A 19,555-nucleotide genomic window follows, 5' to 3' on the forward strand; every position below is an offset into this window, starting at 1 on the left:
CCGGCCCGTGCCCGGCGGTGCAGCGAGGGGCGCCGCGTGCATGCGCGCGGTGCATGACCGTCGCGAAACGAAGCGCGCCGCAGCGGCAGATGACAATCTCGCGACAGGGCCTCGGCATGACCGTGCGTCGCCGCGGCGCGACGCGCAGGCTGATGCGGGAAATCCCGGCGGTGGCCGCCGCCGTCAGACGAATGGGGCGAATGCCCGCGCGTCACGATGCGATTCGCAGCCCGTCGGCACACCCGCGTCGCTTCGCCGCCGGCATTACCGCGTGACGGGCGGCCGGCGGCAGTTCGTGCGCCCGGCGCGCCGATCGTCAGGCCGCTTCGCCGCCGCGCGGGCGCACGCCGGGGATCCGCTTGATCACGCCGGTTGCGAGCGCGGTGCCGACGAGCACGATCGCACAGCCTTCGATCATCACGGCCGACACGTGTTCGCCGAGGAACAGCGCCCCCCACAGCAGCCCGAACACGGGGATCACGAACGTCACGGTAATCGCGCGGGCCGGCCCGATATGCGCGATCAGGTAGAAGAAGATGAAATATGCGATGCCCGTGCATGCGACGCCGAGGGCGAGCACCGCGCTCCATGCGTGCACGCCGACCGGCGCGGCCGGCCACGTCGCGATCGCGAACGGCAGCAGCAGGATGGTCGAGCCGATCATGCTGCCGGCCGCGTTGACGAGCGGATCGACGCCGCTGAGCTTGCGTTTCGTATAGTTGGCCGCGATGCCGTACAGCAGCGTCGCGCCGAGGGCGGCCGCGGCGGCGAGCGCGGTCGCGCCGGCGCCCGTGTCGCCGTGCGCATTCGCGATCTGGTTCCACACGAGCGTGAGCACGCCCGCAAACCCGATGACGAGACCGAGCGCGCGCGGCAGAGACAGCTTGTCCTTCAGCCACAGGTAGGCGACGAGCGCGCCCCACAGCGGCGTGGTCGCGTTGATCACCGACGTGACGCCAGCCGACAGCGTCAGTTCGGCGAACGCAAACAGGCAGAACGGGATGCCGGAATTCAGCGCGCCGACGACAAACAGCGGCCACGCATGGCGGCGCAACCGGGCGCCGAGATCGGCCGGTTTGAAGCGCGTCAGCGCGAAGCCCGCGAGAAACAGCGCGCCGATACCCACGCGCAGTGCCATCAGCGGCGCGACGCCGAAATCGACCACGCCGATCCGGATGAACAGGAAGGAGGCGCCCCACAGGGCGGCGAGCACGGTCAGCAGGAAAGCGTTCTTGGGCGACATCGATCGGCGGGGCGGGGACGGGATGCGAGGAATCTTACACCGCGTTACCGCATCGTCGTTTCACGATCGGATGAAACGACAAGAAACGGGAATTTCGCCGCTTCCCGGGGGGGCGGATAGCCGGCCGCGCGTGGCGCGGCCGATCAGATCAGTGATGACGCCAGCCGCCGCGTCCGCCGAAACCGAAATTGAGCGACAGCGCCGGCCCCCAATAACCGCCCCATGCAGGCGCATACGCTGGCGCCGGATAGTAATAGGCGGGGGCCGGATCGACATACACGGGCGCGGGCTGGACCGGCACCGGCGCCGCCGTGTAATAGCCGCCCGGATAGTAGCCGTAGGGGTAGTAGCAGCCGGCAAGCGTCGTGCAGGCAAGCGCCGCGGCGACGAAGGTCCTGTTCATGATGTGTCTCCGGCGGAAGCCGGCCATCGGCAGATGCTTCAAGCTTAGGCCGCGTACCGATGACACGGTATGAAAAACGGTAACCGATCATTTCCGGGCGGCGCGGCCGCGCCTGTTGCGGCACGCATGCGAAAACGGCGCTTCCGCTCTGCGGAAACGCCGTTGAACCGACCGGCCTGCAGCTGGGCGACGCCCAACCGGCCGATGTCGTGCTGGTTACTTGCCGACCTGGTTACCGATGATGCCGCCGGCCGCCGCACCGCCCAGCGTCGACAGCGCGTTGCCGCCGATCGCCGCGCCGGCGACGCCGCCGACACCCGCACCGATTGCCGTATCGCGCTGGCGTCGCGACATCGAATCGCAAGCCGACAGGCTGGCCACGGTCGCGACGAGCAGCGCGCATACCCCAAAACGCCGAATCGAGTTCATGATCGTTGTCCTTGTGGTAGTGAACGGAAGGCGCACGACCGGCTGGCGGCCGCGCATGTCTCCAATCTACGCGCCGTCCCATGACGCTGCTGTAAGGACTTGTTAAGGCTCGCGCGGTTTCGTAATCAATTGTTTCGCACGGCCCCGCAGGCACACGGCATGCGCAAACGACATGCGCAAAAAAGCCCGCTCGAAAGCGGGCTCCGTGCATCGCGATGCAAGCCGGTGCGGCTCGCCGCGCGCGCTTACTGACGGTGGTAGATCTCGGCGCCGGTCTTCACGAACTCGACCGCCTTGACCTCCATCCCCTTCTTCAGCGCTTCGGTTTCCGACACGCCCTGCTGCGCCGCGAATTCGCGCACGTCCTGCGTGATCTTCATCGAGCAGAAATGCGGGCCGCACATCGAGCAGAAGTGCGCGACCTTGGCCGAATCCTTCGGCAGCGTCTCGTCGTGGAATTCGCGCGCCTTGTCCGGGTCGAGACCGATGTTGAACTGGTCTTCCCAGCGGAACTCGAAGCGCGCCTTCGACAGCGCGTTGTCGCGCACCTGCGCGCCCGGGTGACCCTTCGCGAGGTCGGCGGCGTGCGCGGCGAGCTTGTACGTGATGATGCCTTCCTTCACGTCGTCCTTGTTCGGCAGGCCGAGGTGTTCCTTCGGCGTCACGTAGCACAGCATCGCGGTGCCGAACCAGCCGATCATCGCGGCGCCGATGCCGGACGTGATGTGGTCGTAACCCGGCGCGATGTCGGTGGTGAGCGGCCCGAGCGTGTAGAACGGCGCTTCCTTGCACCAGTCGAGCTGGAGATCCATGTTCTCCTTGATCAACTGCATCGGCACATGGCCGGGGCCTTCGATCATCACCTGCACGTCGTGCTTCCACGCGATCTGCGTGAGTTCGCCGAGCGTCTTCAGTTCGCCGAGCTGCGCTTCGTCGTTCGCGTCGTAGATCGAGCCGGGACGCAGGCCGTCGCCAAGCGAGAAGCTCACGTCGTACGCCTTCATGATCTCGCAGATCTCTTCGAAGTGTTCGTACAGGAAGCTTTCCTTGTGATGCGCGAGACACCACTTCGCCATGATCGAGCCGCCGCGCGACACGATGCCCGTCATCCGGTTCGCGGTGAGCGGCACGTACTGCAGGCGCACGCCCGCATGGATCGTGAAGTAGTCGACGCCTTGCTCGGCCTGCTCGATCAGCGTGTCGCGGAAGATTTCCCAGGTGAGATCTTCGGCCTTGCCGTTGACCTTTTCGAGCGCCTGGTAGATCGGCACCGTGCCGATCGGCACCGGGCTGTTGCGGATGATCCACTCGCGCGTTTCATGGATGTGCTTGCCGGTCGACAGGTCCATCACCGTGTCGCCGCCCCAGCGGATCGCCCACGTCATCTTGTCGACTTCCTCGCCGATCGACGACGTGACGGCCGAGTTGCCGATGTTCGCGTTGATCTTCACGAGGAAGTTGCGGCCGATGATCATCGGCTCGGATTCCGGATGGTTGATGTTCGCCGGGATGATCGCGCGGCCGCGCGCGACTTCGTCGCGCACGAATTCCGGCGTGATCTCGGCCAGCGCGTTCGCGCCGAAGGCCGCGGCGCCGAACGCCTGGCCCGGATGCTGGCGGCCCATCATCGCGGCGAGCTTCGCGCCGTTCGGGCCGCTCGACTTCAGGCTCTCGATGTACTCGGCGCGGCGCTGGTTCTCGCGGATCGCGATGTATTCCATTTCCGGCGTGATGATGCCCTGGCGCGCATAGTGCATCTGCGTGACGTTCTTGCCGGCCTGCGCGCGGCGCGGGTTGCGGTGCAGGCCCGGGAAACGCAGCTCGGCCGTGGCCGGATCGGCCGCGCGCTCGAGGCCGTACTGGCTCGACAGGCCGGGGAGCACTTCGGTGTCGCCGCGCGCTTCGATCCAGCGCTGGCGCAGCGCCGGCAGGCCCGCGCGGATGTCGATCTTCGCGTCCGGATCGGTGTACGGGCCCGACGTGTCGTACACGTAGATCGGCGGATTCTTCTCGCCGCCGAAGCCGGTCGGCGTGTCGGCCTGCGTGATTTCGCGCATCGGCACGCGGATGTCGGGTTGCGAACCGGTCACATACACCTTGCGCGAATTGGGCAGCGGCGCGACAGCAGCGGCATCGACGTGGGCGTCGGCGGACAGAAACTTCGGATTGGCGTTCATGCAATCTCCTGATGTGGGGCGCTAGCTAAGCAGGAGACGAGATTCGTGAGGCGGCGGGTTTCGTCAGAGGGATGGCGGCGAAATCCGTACGCTTCCCTGCGCTGGCATTATCCAGATCAGGTTCAAAGGGTATTTCTCACCCGCAATGCCGGTTGTTTGACCGAACGCATTGCAGGACCCCCGCGTTAGCAAGGGCACACGATACACCGGCTTGGCGGCGGTTTCAACCGGGTGCGGCGCGGATGCCGCCGGGCGATGGCCCGCTCGTGGCCGCCGCCGTGCGCACGGTGCGCCGCAGCAAGCGTTGCCGTCGACCCGCCACGCGGCCCCGGACACAAGCGGCGCGCAGTGCAGCATTTCCTTCCCTTATTCCCGGCTTCGAAAAAATTTTCGCAAGCGCTGTCATTTCCGGCCGCGTGCTCCGTCTATTCGGCTCCTAAACCCATGTATCGGAGAGATGTCATGAAAAACGTATTCGTCGCCGCCTGTGTCGCCGCACTCGCTACGATTGCCACGGGGGCCTACGCGCAGAACGATGCGATGTCGAAGGACGGCATGTCGATGTCGAAGGACGCGATGGGCCACGACGCGATGGCGAAGGACGGCGCGATGAAGAAGGACGGCATGAAGAAGCATGCGATGAAGAAGGATGCGATGGGCCACGACGCGATGAAGAAGGGCGACGCGATGAAGAAGGACGCGATGAGCCCGTCGAACTGACGAATGCGGGCGGGGCGCGGCCGCCCGGTTACCGGCGCGCGTCGCGTCCCGCTGCATCATCCCGGGAGTCTTCATCATGCAAACGGTTCCTGTCACGGATCGCGCGGGCGCGCCGCCGCCCGCGCCGACGATCCATCCACGCTGGGTGCGCGCGAGCCATTGGCTCAACGCGCTCGCGGCGGTCCTGATGGCGTTGTCCGGCTGGCGCATCTACGACGCGTCGCCGATCTATCCGTCGTTCACGTTCGCGCACGGCATCACGCTGGGCGGCTGGCTCGGCGGTGCGCTGCAATGGCATTTCGCGGCGATGTGGCTGCTGTTCGGCAACGGGCTGTTCTATCTCGCGATGTCGATCGCGACCGGGCGCTTCGCGCGCAAGTTGCTGCCCGTGACGCCCGCGTCGGTGTGGCGCGACGTACGCGCCGCGCTCGGCGGGCGGCTGTCGCACGACGACCTGAGCGTCTACAACGCGGTGCAGCGTGCCGCGTACCTGACCGCGATCGTCGATCTCGTCGTGCTGGTGCTGTCGGGGCTCACGATCTGGAAGTCCGTGCAGTTTCCGCTGTTGCGCGAATTGTTCGGCGGTTACGACAACGCGCGCATCGTGCACTTCTGGGCGATGGGGCTGCTGGTCGCATTCGTGGTCGTCCACGTCGCGATGGCGTTGCTGGTGCCGCGCTCGCTGCTCGCGATGCTGCGCGGCCGCTGACCCGCGCGTCGCGGGCGAAGGAAATCATCATGTCGGAATCCGAAAAAAACCGGAGCGCGCCGCGCTGGACGCTCGATCGGCAATCGCTCGAACTCGACGTGCGCCGCACGCTCGAGATGCCGTCGCGACGCCTCTTCAACCGGCGCGTGCTGACGCTCGGCGGCCTCGCGATGCTGACCGGCTGCACGCTGCAGGACGACGCGTCGGTCAACACGTTCCTCGAGAAAGTGTCGCGCATGAACGATCGCGTGCAGGCGTGGCTGTTCAATCCCGACCGGCTCGCGCCGACCTATGCCGAAGCCGACATCACGCGACCGTTTCCGTTCAACGCGTACTACGGGATCGACGACGTGCCGCACGTCGACGAATCGACGTATCGGCTCGTGTTGTCCGGCCGTGTAACGGGCAAGCGCGTGTGGACGCTCGACGAGCTTCGCGCGCTGCCGCACGCGGAACAGATCACGCGGCACATCTGCGTGGAAGGGTGGAGTGCGATCGGCCGCTGGGGCGGCACGCCGTTCGGCGCATTCCTCGCGCGCGCCGGCGCCGACACGCAGGCGAAATACGTCGGCTTCAAGTGCGCGGACGACTACTACGAAAGCATCGACATGCCGACCGCGCTGCATCCGCAGACGCTGCTCGCGTTCGATTACGACGGCCGTCGGCTGCCGCCCGAATACGGTTTCCCGATGAAGCTGCGGATGCCGACCAAGCTCGGCTACAAGAACCCGAAGCACATCATGGAAATCTTCGTGACCGATACGTTCCCGGGCGGCTACTGGGTCGATCAGGGCTACAACTGGTTCGGCGGATCGTGAGCGGTGCGCGCGGCGTGCACCGCGTGCGTATGCGTCACGCGGAATCGCGCACCTGCAGATCGACGCGCAGGCCGACTGCCGAGGCCATGTTCACGAGCGCGTCGAGCCCGAACAGGTTGATCTTGCCGCGCATCAGGTCGGAGACGCGCGGCTGCGTGACGCCCAGCTGCTTCGCGGCCTCGGCCTGACTCAGTTCGAGCCGCGCGATGCGCTGCTTGAGCGCGATCATCAGTTCGGAGCGCAGCTTCATGTTCGCGGCTTCCGCCGGCTCGCGCTCGATTGCGTCCCAGACGTTCGCGTAACGTTCATCGGTCATCGTTTCAACTCCATCGTCAGCGTCCGATAGCGGCGGGCGGCGAGGTCGATATCGGTCTTGTTCGTGCGCGTCGATTGCTTGCGCAAGCGGTGCAGGACGTAGACGGCCTCGGTGAAAGTCGCGACGTAGACGATCCGGAATGCGCCGCTTGCATCGCGCAGGCGAATTTCCCGCACGCCGACGCCGATCGTGCGCATCGGTTTCCAGTCGTCGGGTGCGAGGCCGCGCTGCACCTGATCGATCGGGTGGCCGGCTTCGCGTCGCGCAGGCAACGGAAAGCCGCGGAGATCGGCCAGCGCGCTGCCGACGAAAACGACGGGCCTCGGCGGAAGAATGTCTGGATTATACAAAATTTTGTATGGTCTTATGCAGGTGTCGGAAAGAAGCCGCGGGCGCCACCAGGAGCGCGCGCCGTCCGTCACGATAGGCGCGTCACGACGCGCCGGCGCACAAACTGGTCGTCAGGCCGATGCTGGATCAAGGGGGGCGAATGGCGGCGCCGGCGCTCCGCGCCTTGCGTATCCGGCCCCGGATTTCGCCGCACCGCCGCGCGAAAAATGTCGCGCCGAAACATCAGTCGATAGGCTTTCAGACAGGTCCGACGATGCTTTCGAATCCTTGATGCCATAATGCCGAGCGTGTGCAGCCGACGCGGGTGCGCACGTTTTTTTTGCCCGTTTTTGTCCCTTTGCCGCCGCTTGCCGGTTCTCTTTCGTCGCCGTTCGCACTGCCATGTCGTTCCGCACGTTCGCTCTGCCTTCCCGGTCCCGCGTGGACCGTTTGCCGGCATCGCCGGCGTCTTTCAGCGGAGCACGCGGCGTGACGTGCGGGCAGGTGGCTCGATGACGCCGCTCGACCGCCTCCTCGATTTCCTTGCCCGCTTTTCGTTCCGGATCCGCCTGCCGCAAAGCCGCGGCGGCCGCGTGGCGCTCGCGCTCGTCTTCATCTATTTCGTCTGGGGCTCGACCTACAGCGGGCTGCATTTCGCGCTGCAGTCGTTCCCGCCGCTGCTGCTGTCGGGGCTGCGCAACCTGCTCGGCGGGATCGGCCTGTTCATCTTCGCGCTGCGGCGCAAGCCCGAATGGCCGACGCTGCTGGAAATCCGCAACTCGGCGATCGTCGGCACGATGCTCGTCGCGCTGTCGTCCGGCACGATCGCGCTCGGCATGCGCACGGTCAGCAGCGGTTCGGCCGCGGTGATGGTGGCCACGGTGCCGCTGTTCGCGACCGTGATCGCGGCGGTGGCGGGGCGGCCGGTGACGAAGGGCGAATGGGCGGCCGTCGCGCTCGGGATGGTCGGCATCGTCGTGCTGAATTCGGGCGGCGCGGCCGCCGCGAATTCGGCGCTCGGCACGATCTGCGTGCTGGCCGGCGCACTGTTCTGGGCGGGCGGCGCGCATCTCGCGACGCGCCTCAAGCTGCCGTCCGACCTGTTCCTGTCGACGTCGCTGCAGATTGGCCTCGGCGGGCTGATGTCGACGATCGTCGCGTGGCTGCTCGGCGAACGCGTCGAGCAACTGGCCGTCGGGCCCGTGTTCGCGTTCGCGTACCTGATGGTGTTCTGCACGATGGCCGCGTACGTCGCGTACGGCTACCTGATCCGCCACACGAGCCCGATCATCGCGAGCAGCTGCATGTACGTGAACCCGATCGTCGCGGTCGCGCTCGGCGCGCTGCTGCTGGGCGAGCCGGTGACGATGGCGACCGTGGTCGCGACCGTCGCGATCCTCGGCAGCGTCGGGTTGTCGTTCTTGTTCGATCCGGCGCGCCGGCCCGCGGCGGCGGCGACCAGTTCGCCGGCCGTGGCGGCCGAGCAGGCGCCGACGGCGGACGCTTCGCCCGTCGCCGAGCCGATCGCCGCGCCGGAGGCGGCGCCGATCCTCGCGCCTTCCGCTGTTCCGCTCGCGGTGCCGACGCCCGCAGCGGTGATGGATCCCGCCGCGGTGATCGATCCGGCCCCGGCGTTCGCGCCGCCGCCCGCCGCCGTCGAGCCGGCGGCGTCGCGCACCGACGCGTGACGCCGCCGTGGCCGGTCGCGCTCAGCCGCGCCGGCCGCCGCGATGGTGGAACCAGCCGGCGAGCGCCGTAAACAGCAGGCCGGCCGCGCACATGCCGGTCCAGCCGAACGCGCGCCATGCGGCGACGCCGGCCGACGAGCCGAGCGCGCCGCCGATGAAATAGCACACCATGTACACCGTGTTGACGCGGCTGCGCGCCTCGGGCTTCAGCGCATAGATGCGCGACTGGTTCGAGATCTGCGCGGCCTGTACGCCCACGTCCAGCACGATCACGCCGATCACGAGCCCGACGAGGCTCGATCCCGACAGCGCGAAGATCACGAACGACAGCGCGAGCAGCGCGATCGCGAGCGAGATGATCGCGCGCGGGCCGCGCCGGTCCGCGAAGCGGCCCGCATACGGCGCGGCGAGCGCGCCCGCGGCGCCGACGATCCCGAACAGGCCGGCCGCCTGCGGGCCGAGATGGAACGGCGCGCCGGCGAGCAGCAGCGTGAGCACCGGCCAGAACGCGCTGAACGCCGCGAACAGCGCGGCGCCCGTCAGCGACGCCTCGCGCAGCCCGCGCAGTTCGACGGCCAGATGCCACATCGAGCCGAGCAGCTTGCCGTACGACAGCGTCGACGTCGGCGAGCTGCGCGGCAGCCGCAGCACGATCACGACGGCGAGCGCGACGAGCGCCGCGACCGACGCGGCGAACACCGCGCGCCAGCCGAAATACTCGGCGACGAAGCCGGCGGCGGTACGCGCGAGCAGGATGCCGAGCAGCAGGCCGCTCATCACGGTGCCGACCGCGTGGCCGCGTTCGGCCGGCGGCGCGATTTCGGCGGCGAACGGCACGGCCTGCTGCGCGATGGTCGCGAGGATGCCGATCGCGAGGCTGGCGACCGCGAGCACGGCCAGCGACGGCGCGGCGGCCGCCACGATCAGCGCGATCGAGAGCCCGGCGATCTGCAGCAGGATCAGCCCGCGGCGATCGAAACGGTCGCCGAGCGGCGCGAGCAGGAACATGCCGGCCGCGTAACCCAGCTGCGTCGCGGTCGGTACCGCGCCGATCCACGATGCGCCGTCCGGAAAGGCCGAACGGAAGCTGTCGAGCAGCGGCTGGTTGTAGTAGATGTTCGCGACCGATACGCCCGCGATCGTCGCGAGCAGCAACAGCAGGCTGCGCGAGTAGTGGGGCGAGGCGGCGTCGGTCGGACGGTCGGTGGAGGAAGTGGACATGGCGGCAGGCACGGAGTTGGGCGGCCCGGCAGGCGGCGCACGCATCAGGTGCGCCGGCGAGCCGGGCGCCGGTCGAGGCTGCCGATCATACCGGAGCGACGTGAATCCTGCCGGCGGCAGCCGGCGCGACGGGACAGCTACCGCCCGTCACGGCACGCGCCGCGCGTCCCGTGGTCAGTCGACCAGCTCGCCCGTCGGCTCGTAGAACGGAAACGGCCCCGCGCCTTCGTCCACATAGACGTGATGCGACGTCATTCCCGTATCGGGTGCGTGGTGGTGGACCGCGAACGCCGGCGGTTCGAGCCGGAACGCGGATGGCCCATCGGCCCGCAGGTCGAAGGCGACCTGGTGCGCGGGCGACGGCACCGCGGACGCGAGCGTGCCGCCGAAGCGCGTGAACATCGTGCGGTGCACGTGACCGCACAGTACGCGCTCGACGTTCGGATGACCGCGCAGCAGCGCGTCGAGTTTCGCGGTGGCGGCGGGCGCGAGACGCAGCTTGTCCATGTGGCCGATGCCCGACACGAACGGCGGGTGATGCAGCGCGACGATCACCGGCCGCTCGCGTGCGGCGTCGAGCTGTGCGGCAAGCCACGCGAGCCGTGCGTCGCACAGGTCGCCATGGCTCGCGCCCGGCACCTGCGAATCGAGCGCGAGCACGCGCACCGCGCCGACGTCGAGCGCGTACTGGACGAATTCGCCGTCCTGCAACTCGGCGCGATCGGCGAACGCGCGGCGCAATCCGGCGCGGTCGTCGTGATTGCCGATCATCAGGTAGTACGGGATCTCGAGCGCCGCGAGCAGCCCGCGCAGGTTGCCGTATTCGTCGTCATGGCCGAAGTCGGTCAGGTCGCCGGTGACGAGCACGGCGTCGGGCCGCGGCACGAGCGCATTCAGCTTCGCGATGCAGCGCGCGAGCGCGGCCGCCGTGTCGACGCGCCGGTACGCGAGCTGGCCCGGACGCTTGATGTGGAGATCGCTGATTTGAGCAAGCAGCATCGTCGTTCCTCGGAATCGTCTGGTTGTTGTCGCGGCGGTGTGCGCCGCCGTGGGGTGCTGCATGAATGATGCCCGATCGACGCCTTACGCGCCGAGCGCGATCAGACCTTCCGGCGCGATCGCGAGGCCGACCGCCGTGCCGCGTGCGAGCGCGATGCGGCCCGGCACGTCGATCACGAGCGCGTCGGGTGCCGCATGCTCGATCGTGAGGCGCGTGCGCTCGCCGAGGAACGCGCACGCGCCGACCGCGCCGCGCAGCGGCGCATGCGCGGGATCGGCGAGCTGCGCGTCCTCGGGGCGGAAGAACCATTCGTCGGCCGCATGCGGCGTGACGATCGCGCCGCCGGTCGTTTCGAGCGCGCCGTCGCGCCACTGGCCCGCCAGCCGGTTCAGCGTGCCGATGAACTGTGCGACCGTGCGGTTCGCGGGGCGGTAGTAGATCTCGCGCGGCGTGCCGATCTGCTCGATGCGGCCCGCACCCATCACGACGATCCGGTCGCCGAGTTCCATCGCTTCGGCCTGGTCGTGCGTCACGTAGACGGTCGTCACGCCGAGCGTGCGCAGCAGCGTGTTCATGTCGCGGCGCAGCACGTCGCGCAGCTTCGCGTCGAGCGCGGTCAGCGGTTCGTCGAGCAGCAGCACGCGCGGCCGCACCGCGAGCGCGCGCGCCAGCGCGACGCGCTGACGCTGGCCGCCCGACAGTTGATCGACCGGTTTGTCCGCGTGCGCGTCGAGTCGCATCATCGCGAGCAGCTCGTCGACGCGTTCGCGCAACGCACGCGGCTCGGTCTTGCGGATCTTCAGCCCGTAGCCGACGTTGCCGCGCACCGTCAGGTTCGGAAACAGCGCGTAGTTCTGGAACACCATGCCGACCTGCCGGCGCTCGATCGGAAGCAGGGTGACGTCGTCGTCGCCGAACGCGATGGTGCCGCCGGCATCGGGTGTGTCGAGGCCCGCGATCAGGCGCAGCGTGGTCGTCTTGCCGCAGCCCGACGGCCCGAGCAGCACGAGCGTTTCGCCGGCGCCGATCGACAGGTCGAGCGGTTCGAGCACGCGTGTGCCGCAGAAGGTCTTCGCGCAGCCGGTCAGGGTGATGGGAGTGGAATCGAGTTTCATGTCTGCGAAAAAATCAGCGCGGGCGTTGCTTCGGCGCGCGCGTACCGGACGGATCGACGCCGAGCCACTGCATCGCGACGAGCAGCGGCAGCGTCATCAGCAGGAACAGGATCGTGTACGCGCTGCCGACTTCGAGCCGCAGCGACGCATACGTATCGGCGAGCCCGACCGGCAGCGTCTTGGTGTCGGGCGTGTGCAGCATCCACGTGAGGTTGAATTCGCCGATCGACAGCGTGAGCACCGCGAGCGCGCCCGCGACGATGCCGGGCCGCAGGTTCGGCAGCACGATCGTGACGAAGCGCGTGACGAACGGCGCGCCGAGGCTCGCCGCGCCTTCCTCGAGCGTGCGCAGGTCGGCGCCGGCCGCGACGGCCGCGACCGCGCGCACCATGAACGGCAGCGTGAACACGACGTGGCCGACGACGATGAACCACAGGCTCATCCGGAACGCGGTGAAGCCGCCGTACACGACCAGCAGCGCGAGCGCCGAAGCCAGCCCCGGCAGCGCGACCGGCAGCACCAGCGCTTCCTCGATCGCACGCGCGATGCGGTGCTTGCTGCGCGCGAGCGCATAGCCGGCCGGCACGCCGACCGCGAGCACGATCGCGAGCGTCGCGAACGCGACGTAGAGCGACAGCGCGACCGAGCCGTGATACTGCTGCCACACCTGCTCGAGCCAGCGCAGCGTGAGGCCGCTCGACAGGCCGCGGAAATAGTTGACGGTCAGCCCCGCGAGCACCGACATCACGACGGGCACGATCAGGAACGCGCACAGCAGCAGCGTGACGCCCCATTGCAGCGCGGCGATCGCGCGTGCTCCCGCGACGCGCGGTGCGTGCCGGGCGGCAGGCTTCGCGGGCAAGGAAGCCGGAACAGGGGCCGGGGCGGGCGCGGACGAGCCGGAAAGCGATGGCATGCGGAAATCCTCAGGCCGCGGCGGCGGCGGTATGGCCGGTGAAGCGCCGCGCGAGCGCGAGCACGGCCCAGGTGACGATGCCGAGCACGATCGACAGCCCGGCCGCCGTCGCGATGTTCGCGTTCAGCGTGAATTCGGTATAGATCGTCATCGGCAACACGTTCAGGTCGGTGGCGAGCGTAAACGCCGTGCCGAACGCGCCCATCGCGGTCGCGAAGCAGATCGCGCCGGCCGCGATCAGGCCCGGCGCGAGCGCCGGCAGCACGATGTCGACGAAGATGCGCCACGGCGACGCGCCGAGCGAACGCGCGGCTTCCTCGAGCGACGCGTCGAGCTTCGACGCGGCCGCGATCACGGTGACGATCACGCGCGGGATCGAGAAGTACAGGTAGCCGATGAACAGGCCCGCCACCGAATACGCGAAGACCCACTTGTCGCCGGTGAGCTTCGCCGACAGCATGCCGATCAGCCCCTGGCGCCCGGCGAGCATGATCACCATGAAGCCGACGACGACACCCGGGAACGCGAGCGGAAACGTGAGCAGCGCGAGCAGCACGCGCTTGCCGGCGAATTCGCGGCGCGCGAGCAGCAGGCCCGAGATCGTCGACAGCGCGAGCGTCGCGAGCGTGACGCCCGCGGACAGCGCGACCGTCTCGCCGAGGCTCTTCATGTAGCGGGCATTGCCGAGCAGCGCCGCATAGTGCGAGAAGAACGCGCCGTCGGCGGACACTTGCACGAGCGACGCCATCGGCAACAGCCAGAACGCGACGAATACCGCCAGCGCCGGCGCGACGAGCGCGACGCGCCAGCGCAGCGGAAAAGTCAGGTCGAGCATGACGTGGGGCCGGCCGCTTACTGCATCACCTGCAGGTATTGCTGGCCGAACGCCTGCTGCCCGGCCGCCATCTTGCCGAAGTCGACCGACTTCGCCCGCGCGTATTCGCTCGCCGGCAGGAACTTCGCGGCGACGTCGGCGCCGAGCGTCTGTGCGCGCACCGGACGCAGGTACGCGTTGGCCCACAGCTTCTGGCCTTCGTCGGACAGCACGAAATCGAGCACCTTCTTGCCGTTCGCATCGTGCGGCGCACCCTTCACGAGGCTCATCACGTACGGCACCGCGATCGTGCCTTCCTTCGGAATCACGAACTCGACGTTCGCGTTGTCCTTGTATTTCGCGCGATACGCGTCGAAGTCGTAGTCGAGCAGGATCGGAATCTCGCCGGACAGCACGCGCGCATAGGCCGTCTGCTTCGGCACGATCGGCGCGTTCGCCTTCAGCTTGCGGAACCAGTCGAGCGCCGGCTTGAAGTTGTCGAGACTGCCGCCGAGCGCCTGGTTGACGGCGACCGCGCCCGCGTAGCCGACGAACGCGCTCGACGGATCGAGATAGCCGACCATGCCCTTGTATTCGGGCTTCAGCAGATCGGCCCACGAGCGCGGCACCGGCTTGCCGTCCAGTGCGTCCTTGTTCACGAAGAAGCCGAGCGTGCCCGAGTGGATCGCGAACCAGTAGCCTTGCGGGTCCTTCAGGTTCGCGGGAATGTCGTTCCAGTGCGCGGGCTTGTACGGCGCGATCACGCCCTTGTCCTTCGCCTGGAACGCCGACGACACGCCGAGGTAGACGACGTCGGCCACCGGGCTTTTCTGCTCGGCGATCAGCTGCGCGATCGACTGGCCGGAGTTCTTGTTGTCGAACGGCACGCGGATGCCGGTCTTCTGCTTGATCGCCGCGATCTGCGCGGCCCAGTCGGCCCATTCGGGCGGGCAGTTGTAGCAGATCGCCGTTTCGTCGGCGTGGGCCGCGGGGGCGCCGGCGACGAGCGCGGCAACGGCGAGCGGCGCGGCGAGCGCGCGCAGCAGCGAGGTCAGGCGAAAGGACACGGTGGGTCTCCGGACGAGTGGGGTAGCGCTGGGGTAGCGGGGTGATCGGCGGGCGTGACGCGTGCGTTCTGCGATCACGCCTTGCGCAGTTGCAGCTCGGTGGCCGGCGGTGCGATCGTCGCACCGTCGCGCACCGCGTGCGGCAGGATCATCGACGTGCGCTCGATCGCCGCGCCGCCGATGGATTCGACGAGACGCTGCCATGCGTGGCGGCCGATGTCGCGGTTCGGCGTCGCGACGCTCGCGAGCGGCGGCGCGAGCAACTCGCCGATCGCGATGCCGTCGAAGCCGAGCACCGACAGGTCGTCGGGGATCGAGAAGCCCGCGCGGCGCAGGCCGCGCATCACGACCATCGCGAGCAGGTCGTTGCTGCAGAACAGGGCGGTCGGCCGCGTGGCGTGCGCGGTGAGATGCGCGAGCACCGCATCGGGCAACTCGGGCGCGTTGAAGTCGACTTCGACGGGCGGCAGCGTGGCCACGCCGCTTTCCTCGAGTGCCTGCGCATAACCGAGATGGCGCTGGCGGGCGCGATCCGACGCGGCGAGCGAACCGGCCAGCATCAGCACGCGGCGATGGCCGCGCGCGGTCAGCAGCTGCACGCCGTCGTACGCGGCGCGGCGGTTGTCGACCGACACCGACGGACGGCGCTGCGTGTCGTTGTGCATCAGCACGTAGTGCGAGCCGTCGCGGTCGAGCATGTCGAGCAGCGGGTGTGTGTCTGCATCGGCGACGGTGAGGATCAGCCCTTCGACGCGCTGCTCGCGCAGCGTCTCGATCGCATGACGCTCGCGCGCCGCGTCGTATTCGGTCGTCATCAGGATCAGCTTGAAACCGGCCGCGGTCGCGAGCGCGTCGATGCCTTGCAGGCAGTCGGCGAACACCGGGTTCGACAGCGTCGGCACGACGACGCCGACGAGCCGCGTGCGCTCGCCGCGCAGTTGCCGGCCGAGCGGGCTCGGGCGGAACTGCAGCGTATCGATCGCGGTGCGGATCGTCTGCAGCGTGGCGGGGCTGACGGTATGCGGCGCGTTGATCGCACGCGAGACGGTGGCGATCGAGAAGCCCGCGAGGGCAGCGACGTCCTTGATGGTCGAGGTCATGAAATAACGCGATGTAAACGTTTTCGGCCGGGGAATTATCGAAAACGTTTGTGACTTCGCGATGACGCACGCGACGCTTGTTTCGCGACAAGCACGACACAAACGTCAGACGGTTGGGGCCGTCGGACGACGCGCGGTCGATTGTATCGGGGGATGTTGCGGCGCGGGACGAAATCGTCGGCCGTGTCGTATCGGTGTCGAATGCGCGGGTAGACGCAATGCGACGATGAGCGGTGTCGCGATGCGGCGCGGCGGAATGAGGGAACGCATGCGCAAGCAATGGTAGAATCGCGTCCGCCCTCTTGCCGGGGTGATGAAATTGGTAAACATAGCGGACTTAAACGATTGAGTGCCCGGTCGGAAACGGTCGGTGCAGAACCCTTCAAATTCGGCGAAACCCCTGATGTGCGCATCGAGGCAACGCCGAGCCAAGCCTCGCGGCCTCCGCGAGGAAGGTGTAGAGACTAGACGGGGGGCGCCTAAGGCGCACGGGCAGCGGTCACGCCCGCGCGCGACGGTGAAGGCATAGTCCAGCGCACGAACGGTTCGCGCACGCGACGCCGGCTTTGAAAGAAGCAGTGTGACGAAAATCCGCCGCCTTAACTGGCTTGCCGGTTCGAGTCCGGTCCCCGGCACCATCGATTGCGTTGATGCGATTCGATTCGATGAAGGTGTGAAAAACCCGCGAGAAATACAGCGCTCGCGGGTTTTTTATTGGTCCGACGTCGCCATCGACGCAGGGCTGCGCCGCTGGCCGGGACGTGAAGAATGTCGCCGCTTGTCGCGTGTCAGAAAATCCCCAGCCCGCCGTCCGCGCCCCAGACCTGCCCGTTCGCATAGCTCGTTTCCGACGCCGCGAGCGCGACATACAGCGGGGCGATTTCCGCCGGTTGCCCGGGCCTGCCGTACGGCGAGCCCGCCGCATAGTTGACGACCGTCTCCGGTGGCTGACCGCCGCTCGATTGCAGCGGCGTCCAGTAAGGGCCGGGCGCGACCGCATTGACGCGAATGCCGCGCGGCCCGAGCTGTTTCGCGAGCGATCGCGTGAACGCGATGATGCCGGCTTTCGTCGTCGCATAGTCGAGCAGGTTGGCGCTCGCCCTGACCGCCTGGACCGACGTGGTGTTGATGATCGACGCGCCGGGCGGAAGATGCGGGATCGCCGCCTTCGTGATCCAGAACATCCCGTAAAGATTGGTCTTGACCGTCGCATCGAAGTGCTCGGTCGTCATCTCGCCGATCGAATCGAGCGCCTGTTGTCGGGCGGCGTTGTTGACGAGAATGTCGAGGCCGCCGAGTGCTTCCGCCGCGCGTGCGACCAGTCGCTGGCAGAACGTTTCGTCGCGGATGTCGCCCGGCAGCGCGACGGCTTGGCGTCCCGCTGCCCGGATCAGCGCAACGACTTCCCGCGCGTCGGATTCCTCCACAGGCAGGTAGCCGATCGCGACATCCGCCCCTTCGCGTGCGAACGCGATGGCCGCTGCCCGGCCGATGCCGGAGTCGCCGCCGGTGACGAGCGCCTTGCGGCCGACGAGCCGGCCACGGCCGCGATAGCTTTGCTCGCCGTGGTCGGGGCGCGGCTGCATCCGGCTCGCGAGTCCCGGCGGCGCCTGGACCTGATGCGGGAACGGCGGCTTCGGGTACAGATCGACCGGATTCGTCAGGCCCTGCGCGGCGGGCGGCGCGTCGACGGCATGCGCGGTGGACGGGCCGAGTGCGGACATCGCGGCCAGTGCGCCAAGATTGCCGATGACCTGTCGGCGCGACACGCGCATGCCTGCTTCGTTATCGTCGTCTTTCAACAGATGCTCCGTGAGCGAAATCGCGCGTCGCGTTCCGTGCCGTCCGCGCGAAAGTGGATGATCGCCGTACGGCCGGCGAAATCGTCGGCGCGCGACGACGGTGCCGTCACGCGCCGGTACATCGCGTTCATTCGACGCGCAGGATCAGCTTGCCGGTCGTCTGGCCGGTTTCGAGCGCGTGATGCGCGTCGGCAATCGCGTCGAATCCGTAGCTGCCGCCGATCAGCGGCTTCAGCTTGCCGGTCGCGAGCAGTCCGAACAGTTCGCCGAGTGTCCGGCGCACGACGTCGTCGTTGAGGAACGCGTGCAGCGCGAAGCCGGACACCGATCGGCAGCCGAAGATCAACGCATTCATCAGCGCGTCGTCGACCGTCAGGAGTTGACCGCTCGCGGCACCGTAGCTGACGAACCGGCCGTATATCGCAAGGCCCGATACCAATGTGCGCGCGACCGTCCCGCCGATCGAATCGAACACGACGTCCGGGCCCTCCCGGCCGGTGGCATCGCTCAATTGATCGGCCCAGTGCGCGTCGCGATAGCTGATGGCCCGATCGGCGCCCAGCGTTCGCACCGCATGCAGTTTGGCCGGCGCGCCGGCGAGGCCCGTGATCGAGCGCGCTCCGTCGAGTCTCGCCAGCTGGATCAGCATCGACCCGACACCGCCGGCCGCGGCGGTGATCGCGACCGTGCGTGCGGCCACCGGCGTCTCGCGCAGCAGCACGCGGGCCACCAGCCCCTGCAGCATCACGGCGACCGCATCGTCGTCGGAGACTTCGTCGGGAATCGCGGTAATCAGCGCGGCGCCGAGCGTCACGTATTCGGCGTAGCCGCCGGTCGCGCGCATCGCGCCGAACAGCGGCGCCGCGACGCGTGCGCCGATCCGGATGTCGCGGACGTTCGCGCCCACCGCGGCGACGGTGCCGACGACTTCCGAGCCGGGCACCGCGGGCAGCGTCAGCGCCGGGCCCGGATAGGTGCCGGCGCGTTGCAGCGTTTCCGCGAAATTCAGCCCGACGCGCGTGACGCGGACGAGGACCTCGTCGGCGGCAGGCGTCGGACGCTCGATCACGACGGGACGCAGGACGGAAGGATCGCCGACCCGCTCGATCTGGATGGCATGCATGCTGCTCATGGAAACATCTCGCTTGAAAAGGGGGCGTTCGCCCCGGGGGGATGAATGAAGCGCGGACGCGATGCGGCCGCGCAAGTGGGGGTGTTGCCGCAGACGTGACGGATCAGTCCGGTTGCGCGCGGTCGAGCGCGAGACGGCCGGCGCCATGCAGGAACAGCGCGAGCAGGCCGCCTGCCATCGACAGGTTCATCATGAAGAACGTCTGCTGCGTCTGGTCGCCGCCGCCGTGGAAGATCACCGCGGCGATGATCGAGAAGATCGCGAGCCCGAGCGCCGCGAGCCGCGTCATGAAACCGGTGATCAACGCCAGGCCGCCGGCGATCTCGACGACGATCACGAGCGGAAGCAGCGCGCCCGATACGCCCATGTGTTCCATGTACTGCCGGGTGCCCGCATAGTTGAAGATCTTGCTGATCCCGGCGCCGAGATACACGCCGGCGATGAGGAGGCGCACGAGGACGGACAGCACGAGGTTGACGACGGGCGTCCGCACGGTCGTCTTGTACAGTGCGCGGTTGATCGAATTGATCATTGGGAATCCATAATGAATGAGTG

General features: G+C 68.1%; 21 protein-coding genes and 1 riboswitch. Of the genes, 5 read left to right on the plus strand and 16 right to left on the minus strand.

What is annotated here, in order from left to right; all coding sequences use genetic code 11:
• The first annotated feature begins 53 nt into the window (after positions 1-53).
• Positions 54-275, plus strand: a complete 222-nt coding sequence (locus tag H0X90_RS05395) for a hypothetical protein (protein WP_155123394.1) — start codon at positions 54-56, stop codon at positions 273-275.
• A 41-nt stretch (positions 276-316) separates the two neighbouring features.
• On the opposite strand, the gene H0X90_RS05400 is transcribed toward H0X90_RS05395, so the two are convergent.
• From H0X90_RS05400 to thiC, 4 genes are all read right to left on the minus strand, one after another.
• Positions 317-1,243: a DMT family transporter gene (locus H0X90_RS05400; protein ID WP_006483721.1), complete on the minus strand. Its 927-nt coding sequence runs from the start codon at positions 1,241-1,243 to the stop codon at positions 317-319.
• Positions 1,244-1,391: 148 nt separating this feature from the next.
• Entirely contained in the window at positions 1,392-1,646 is a 255-nt protein-coding gene (locus H0X90_RS05405; protein ID WP_006497666.1) for a hypothetical protein, read from the minus strand.
• Positions 1,647-1,862: 216 nt separating this feature from the next.
• Positions 1,863-2,075 carry a glycine zipper 2TM domain-containing protein gene (locus H0X90_RS05410; RefSeq protein ID WP_011545020.1) on the minus strand — a complete coding sequence of 71 codons (213 nt, stop codon included), beginning with the start codon at positions 2,073-2,075 and terminating at the stop codon, positions 1,863-1,865.
• 245 nt (positions 2,076-2,320) lie between these two features.
• A complete protein-coding gene (gene thiC / locus H0X90_RS05415) occupies positions 2,321-4,252 on the minus strand; it encodes a phosphomethylpyrimidine synthase ThiC (protein WP_006483722.1) in 1,932 nt (643 codons plus the stop codon).
• Between the two features lie 75 nt (positions 4,253-4,327).
• Positions 4,328-4,444, minus strand: a riboswitch (TPP riboswitch).
• A 270-nt stretch (positions 4,445-4,714) separates the two neighbouring features.
• On the opposite strand from thiC, the gene H0X90_RS05420 reads away from it, so the two are divergent.
• The 3 genes from H0X90_RS05420 (at position 4,715) to H0X90_RS05430 (ending at position 6,499) form a co-directional block, all read left to right on the plus strand.
• Positions 4,715-4,972: a pentapeptide MXKDX repeat protein gene (locus H0X90_RS05420; RefSeq protein ID WP_006483713.1), complete on the plus strand. Its 258-nt coding sequence runs from the start codon at positions 4,715-4,717 to the stop codon at positions 4,970-4,972.
• A gap of 76 nt (positions 4,973-5,048) precedes the next feature.
• Positions 5,049-5,681 (plus strand): cytochrome b/b6 domain-containing protein, encoded by a 633-nt coding sequence (locus H0X90_RS05425; RefSeq protein ID WP_048989213.1) that lies wholly within the window; start codon positions 5,049-5,051, stop codon positions 5,679-5,681.
• Positions 5,682-5,710: 29 nt separating this feature from the next.
• Positions 5,711-6,499 carry a molybdopterin-dependent oxidoreductase gene (locus H0X90_RS05430; protein ID WP_077189612.1) on the plus strand — a complete coding sequence of 263 codons (789 nt, stop codon included), beginning with the start codon at positions 5,711-5,713 and terminating at the stop codon, positions 6,497-6,499.
• Positions 6,500-6,533: 34 nt separating this feature from the next.
• On the opposite strand, the gene H0X90_RS05435 is transcribed toward H0X90_RS05430, so the two are convergent.
• Entirely contained in the window at positions 6,534-6,815 is a 282-nt protein-coding gene (locus tag H0X90_RS05435) for a helix-turn-helix domain-containing protein (protein WP_006483720.1), read from the minus strand.
• Complete coding sequence (locus H0X90_RS05440) at positions 6,812-7,165, minus strand: type II toxin-antitoxin system RelE/ParE family toxin (protein ID WP_077189613.1); 354 nt, start codon at positions 7,163-7,165, stop codon at positions 6,812-6,814. Before H0X90_RS05440 ends, H0X90_RS05435 begins: the two co-directional genes overlap by 4 nt.
• 492 nt (positions 7,166-7,657) lie before the next feature.
• Here H0X90_RS05440 and H0X90_RS05445 point away from each other — a divergent pair, with 492 nt between their 5' ends.
• The gene (locus H0X90_RS05445; protein WP_012492452.1) at positions 7,658-8,833 is read left to right on the plus strand and encodes an EamA family transporter; all 1,176 of its coding nucleotides are present in this window, start codon (positions 7,658-7,660) and stop codon (positions 8,831-8,833) included.
• Between the two features lie 21 nt (positions 8,834-8,854).
• Here the strand turns inward: H0X90_RS05445 and H0X90_RS05450 are convergent, their stop codons facing one another.
• The 10 genes from H0X90_RS05450 to H0X90_RS05495 all read right to left on the minus strand — a co-directional run bounded on the left by H0X90_RS05450 (position 8,855) and on the right by H0X90_RS05495 (position 19,532).
• Positions 8,855-10,054, minus strand: a complete 1,200-nt coding sequence (locus H0X90_RS05450) for an MFS transporter (RefSeq protein WP_012492453.1) — start codon at positions 10,052-10,054, stop codon at positions 8,855-8,857.
• A 174-nt stretch (positions 10,055-10,228) separates the two neighbouring features.
• Positions 10,229-11,053 (minus strand): phosphodiesterase, encoded by an 825-nt coding sequence (locus H0X90_RS05455; RefSeq protein ID WP_077189614.1) that lies wholly within the window; start codon positions 11,051-11,053, stop codon positions 10,229-10,231.
• Positions 11,054-11,137: 84 nt separating this feature from the next.
• Positions 11,138-12,169, minus strand: a complete 1,032-nt coding sequence (locus tag H0X90_RS05460) for an ABC transporter ATP-binding protein (RefSeq protein ID WP_060211594.1) — start codon at positions 12,167-12,169, stop codon at positions 11,138-11,140.
• Positions 12,170-12,182: 13 nt separating this feature from the next.
• Positions 12,183-13,085: an ABC transporter permease gene (locus H0X90_RS05465; RefSeq protein WP_034200789.1), complete on the minus strand. Its 903-nt coding sequence runs from the start codon at positions 13,083-13,085 to the stop codon at positions 12,183-12,185.
• A 10-nt stretch (positions 13,086-13,095) separates the two neighbouring features.
• Positions 13,096-13,920: an ABC transporter permease gene (locus H0X90_RS05470; RefSeq protein ID WP_006481841.1), complete on the minus strand. Its 825-nt coding sequence runs from the start codon at positions 13,918-13,920 to the stop codon at positions 13,096-13,098.
• Between the two features lie 17 nt (positions 13,921-13,937).
• Positions 13,938-14,966, minus strand: coding sequence for an ABC transporter substrate-binding protein (locus H0X90_RS05475; RefSeq protein ID WP_006481822.1), 1,029 nt, complete (start codon positions 14,964-14,966; stop codon positions 13,938-13,940).
• A 74-nt stretch (positions 14,967-15,040) separates the two neighbouring features.
• Positions 15,041-16,066: a substrate-binding domain-containing protein gene (locus tag H0X90_RS05480; protein ID WP_006497652.1), complete on the minus strand. Its 1,026-nt coding sequence runs from the start codon at positions 16,064-16,066 to the stop codon at positions 15,041-15,043.
• 788 nt (positions 16,067-16,854) lie between these two features.
• Complete coding sequence (locus H0X90_RS05485) at positions 16,855-17,841, minus strand: SDR family oxidoreductase (RefSeq protein ID WP_034200787.1); 987 nt, start codon at positions 17,839-17,841, stop codon at positions 16,855-16,857.
• 154 nt (positions 17,842-17,995) lie between these two features.
• Positions 17,996-19,000 carry a zinc-binding dehydrogenase gene (locus H0X90_RS05490; RefSeq protein WP_006497650.1) on the minus strand — a complete coding sequence of 335 codons (1,005 nt, stop codon included), beginning with the start codon at positions 18,998-19,000 and terminating at the stop codon, positions 17,996-17,998.
• A gap of 103 nt (positions 19,001-19,103) precedes the next feature.
• Positions 19,104-19,532 (minus strand): DoxX family protein, encoded by a 429-nt coding sequence (locus H0X90_RS05495; protein WP_060263113.1) that lies wholly within the window; start codon positions 19,530-19,532, stop codon positions 19,104-19,106.
• Positions 19,533-19,555 lie beyond the last annotated feature (23 nt).

Source organism: Burkholderia sp. 9775_39, from assembly GCF_015712225.1.
In the GTDB taxonomy this organism is placed as follows: domain Bacteria; phylum Pseudomonadota; class Gammaproteobacteria; order Burkholderiales; family Burkholderiaceae; genus Burkholderia; species Burkholderia cenocepacia.

Excerpts from the sequence above, each read along its gene's own strand:
- H0X90_RS05395 (WP_155123394.1), top strand. The coding sequence starts at position 54 with ATGACCGTCGCGAAACGAAGCGCGCCGCAGCGGCAGATGACAATCTCG.
- H0X90_RS05435 (WP_006483720.1), bottom strand. The coding sequence starts at position 6,815 with ATGACCGATGAACGTTACGCGAACGTCTGGGACGCAATCGAGCGCGAG.
- H0X90_RS05400 (WP_006483721.1), bottom strand. The coding sequence starts at position 1,243 with ATGTCGCCCAAGAACGCTTTCCTGCTGACCGTGCTCGCCGCCCTGTGG.
- H0X90_RS05410 (WP_011545020.1), bottom strand. The coding sequence starts at position 2,075 with ATGAACTCGATTCGGCGTTTTGGGGTATGCGCGCTGCTCGTCGCGACC.
- H0X90_RS05455 (WP_077189614.1), bottom strand. The coding sequence starts at position 11,053 with ATGCTGCTTGCTCAAATCAGCGATCTCCACATCAAGCGTCCGGGCCAG.
- H0X90_RS05460 (WP_060211594.1), bottom strand. The coding sequence starts at position 12,169 with ATGAAACTCGATTCCACTCCCATCACCCTGACCGGCTGCGCGAAGACC.
- H0X90_RS05485 (WP_034200787.1), bottom strand. The coding sequence starts at position 17,841 with ATGCGCGTGTCGCGCCGACAGGTCATCGGCAATCTTGGCGCACTGGCC.
- H0X90_RS05490 (WP_006497650.1), bottom strand. The coding sequence starts at position 19,000 with ATGAGCAGCATGCATGCCATCCAGATCGAGCGGGTCGGCGATCCTTCC.
- thiC (WP_006483722.1), bottom strand. The coding sequence starts at position 4,252 with ATGAACGCCAATCCGAAGTTTCTGTCCGCCGACGCCCACGTCGATGCC.
- H0X90_RS05425 (WP_048989213.1), top strand. The coding sequence starts at position 5,049 with ATGCAAACGGTTCCTGTCACGGATCGCGCGGGCGCGCCGCCGCCCGCG.
- H0X90_RS05450 (WP_012492453.1), bottom strand. The coding sequence starts at position 10,054 with ATGTCCACTTCCTCCACCGACCGTCCGACCGACGCCGCCTCGCCCCAC.
- H0X90_RS05430 (WP_077189612.1), top strand. The coding sequence starts at position 5,711 with ATGTCGGAATCCGAAAAAAACCGGAGCGCGCCGCGCTGGACGCTCGAT.
- H0X90_RS05470 (WP_006481841.1), bottom strand. The coding sequence starts at position 13,920 with ATGCTCGACCTGACTTTTCCGCTGCGCTGGCGCGTCGCGCTCGTCGCG.
- H0X90_RS05480 (WP_006497652.1), bottom strand. The coding sequence starts at position 16,066 with ATGACCTCGACCATCAAGGACGTCGCTGCCCTCGCGGGCTTCTCGATC.
- H0X90_RS05405 (WP_006497666.1), bottom strand. The coding sequence starts at position 1,646 with ATGAACAGGACCTTCGTCGCCGCGGCGCTTGCCTGCACGACGCTTGCC.
- H0X90_RS05495 (WP_060263113.1), bottom strand. The coding sequence starts at position 19,532 with ATGATCAATTCGATCAACCGCGCACTGTACAAGACGACCGTGCGGACG.
- H0X90_RS05445 (WP_012492452.1), top strand. The coding sequence starts at position 7,658 with ATGACGCCGCTCGACCGCCTCCTCGATTTCCTTGCCCGCTTTTCGTTC.
- H0X90_RS05465 (WP_034200789.1), bottom strand. The coding sequence starts at position 13,085 with ATGCCATCGCTTTCCGGCTCGTCCGCGCCCGCCCCGGCCCCTGTTCCG.
- H0X90_RS05420 (WP_006483713.1), top strand. The coding sequence starts at position 4,715 with ATGAAAAACGTATTCGTCGCCGCCTGTGTCGCCGCACTCGCTACGATT.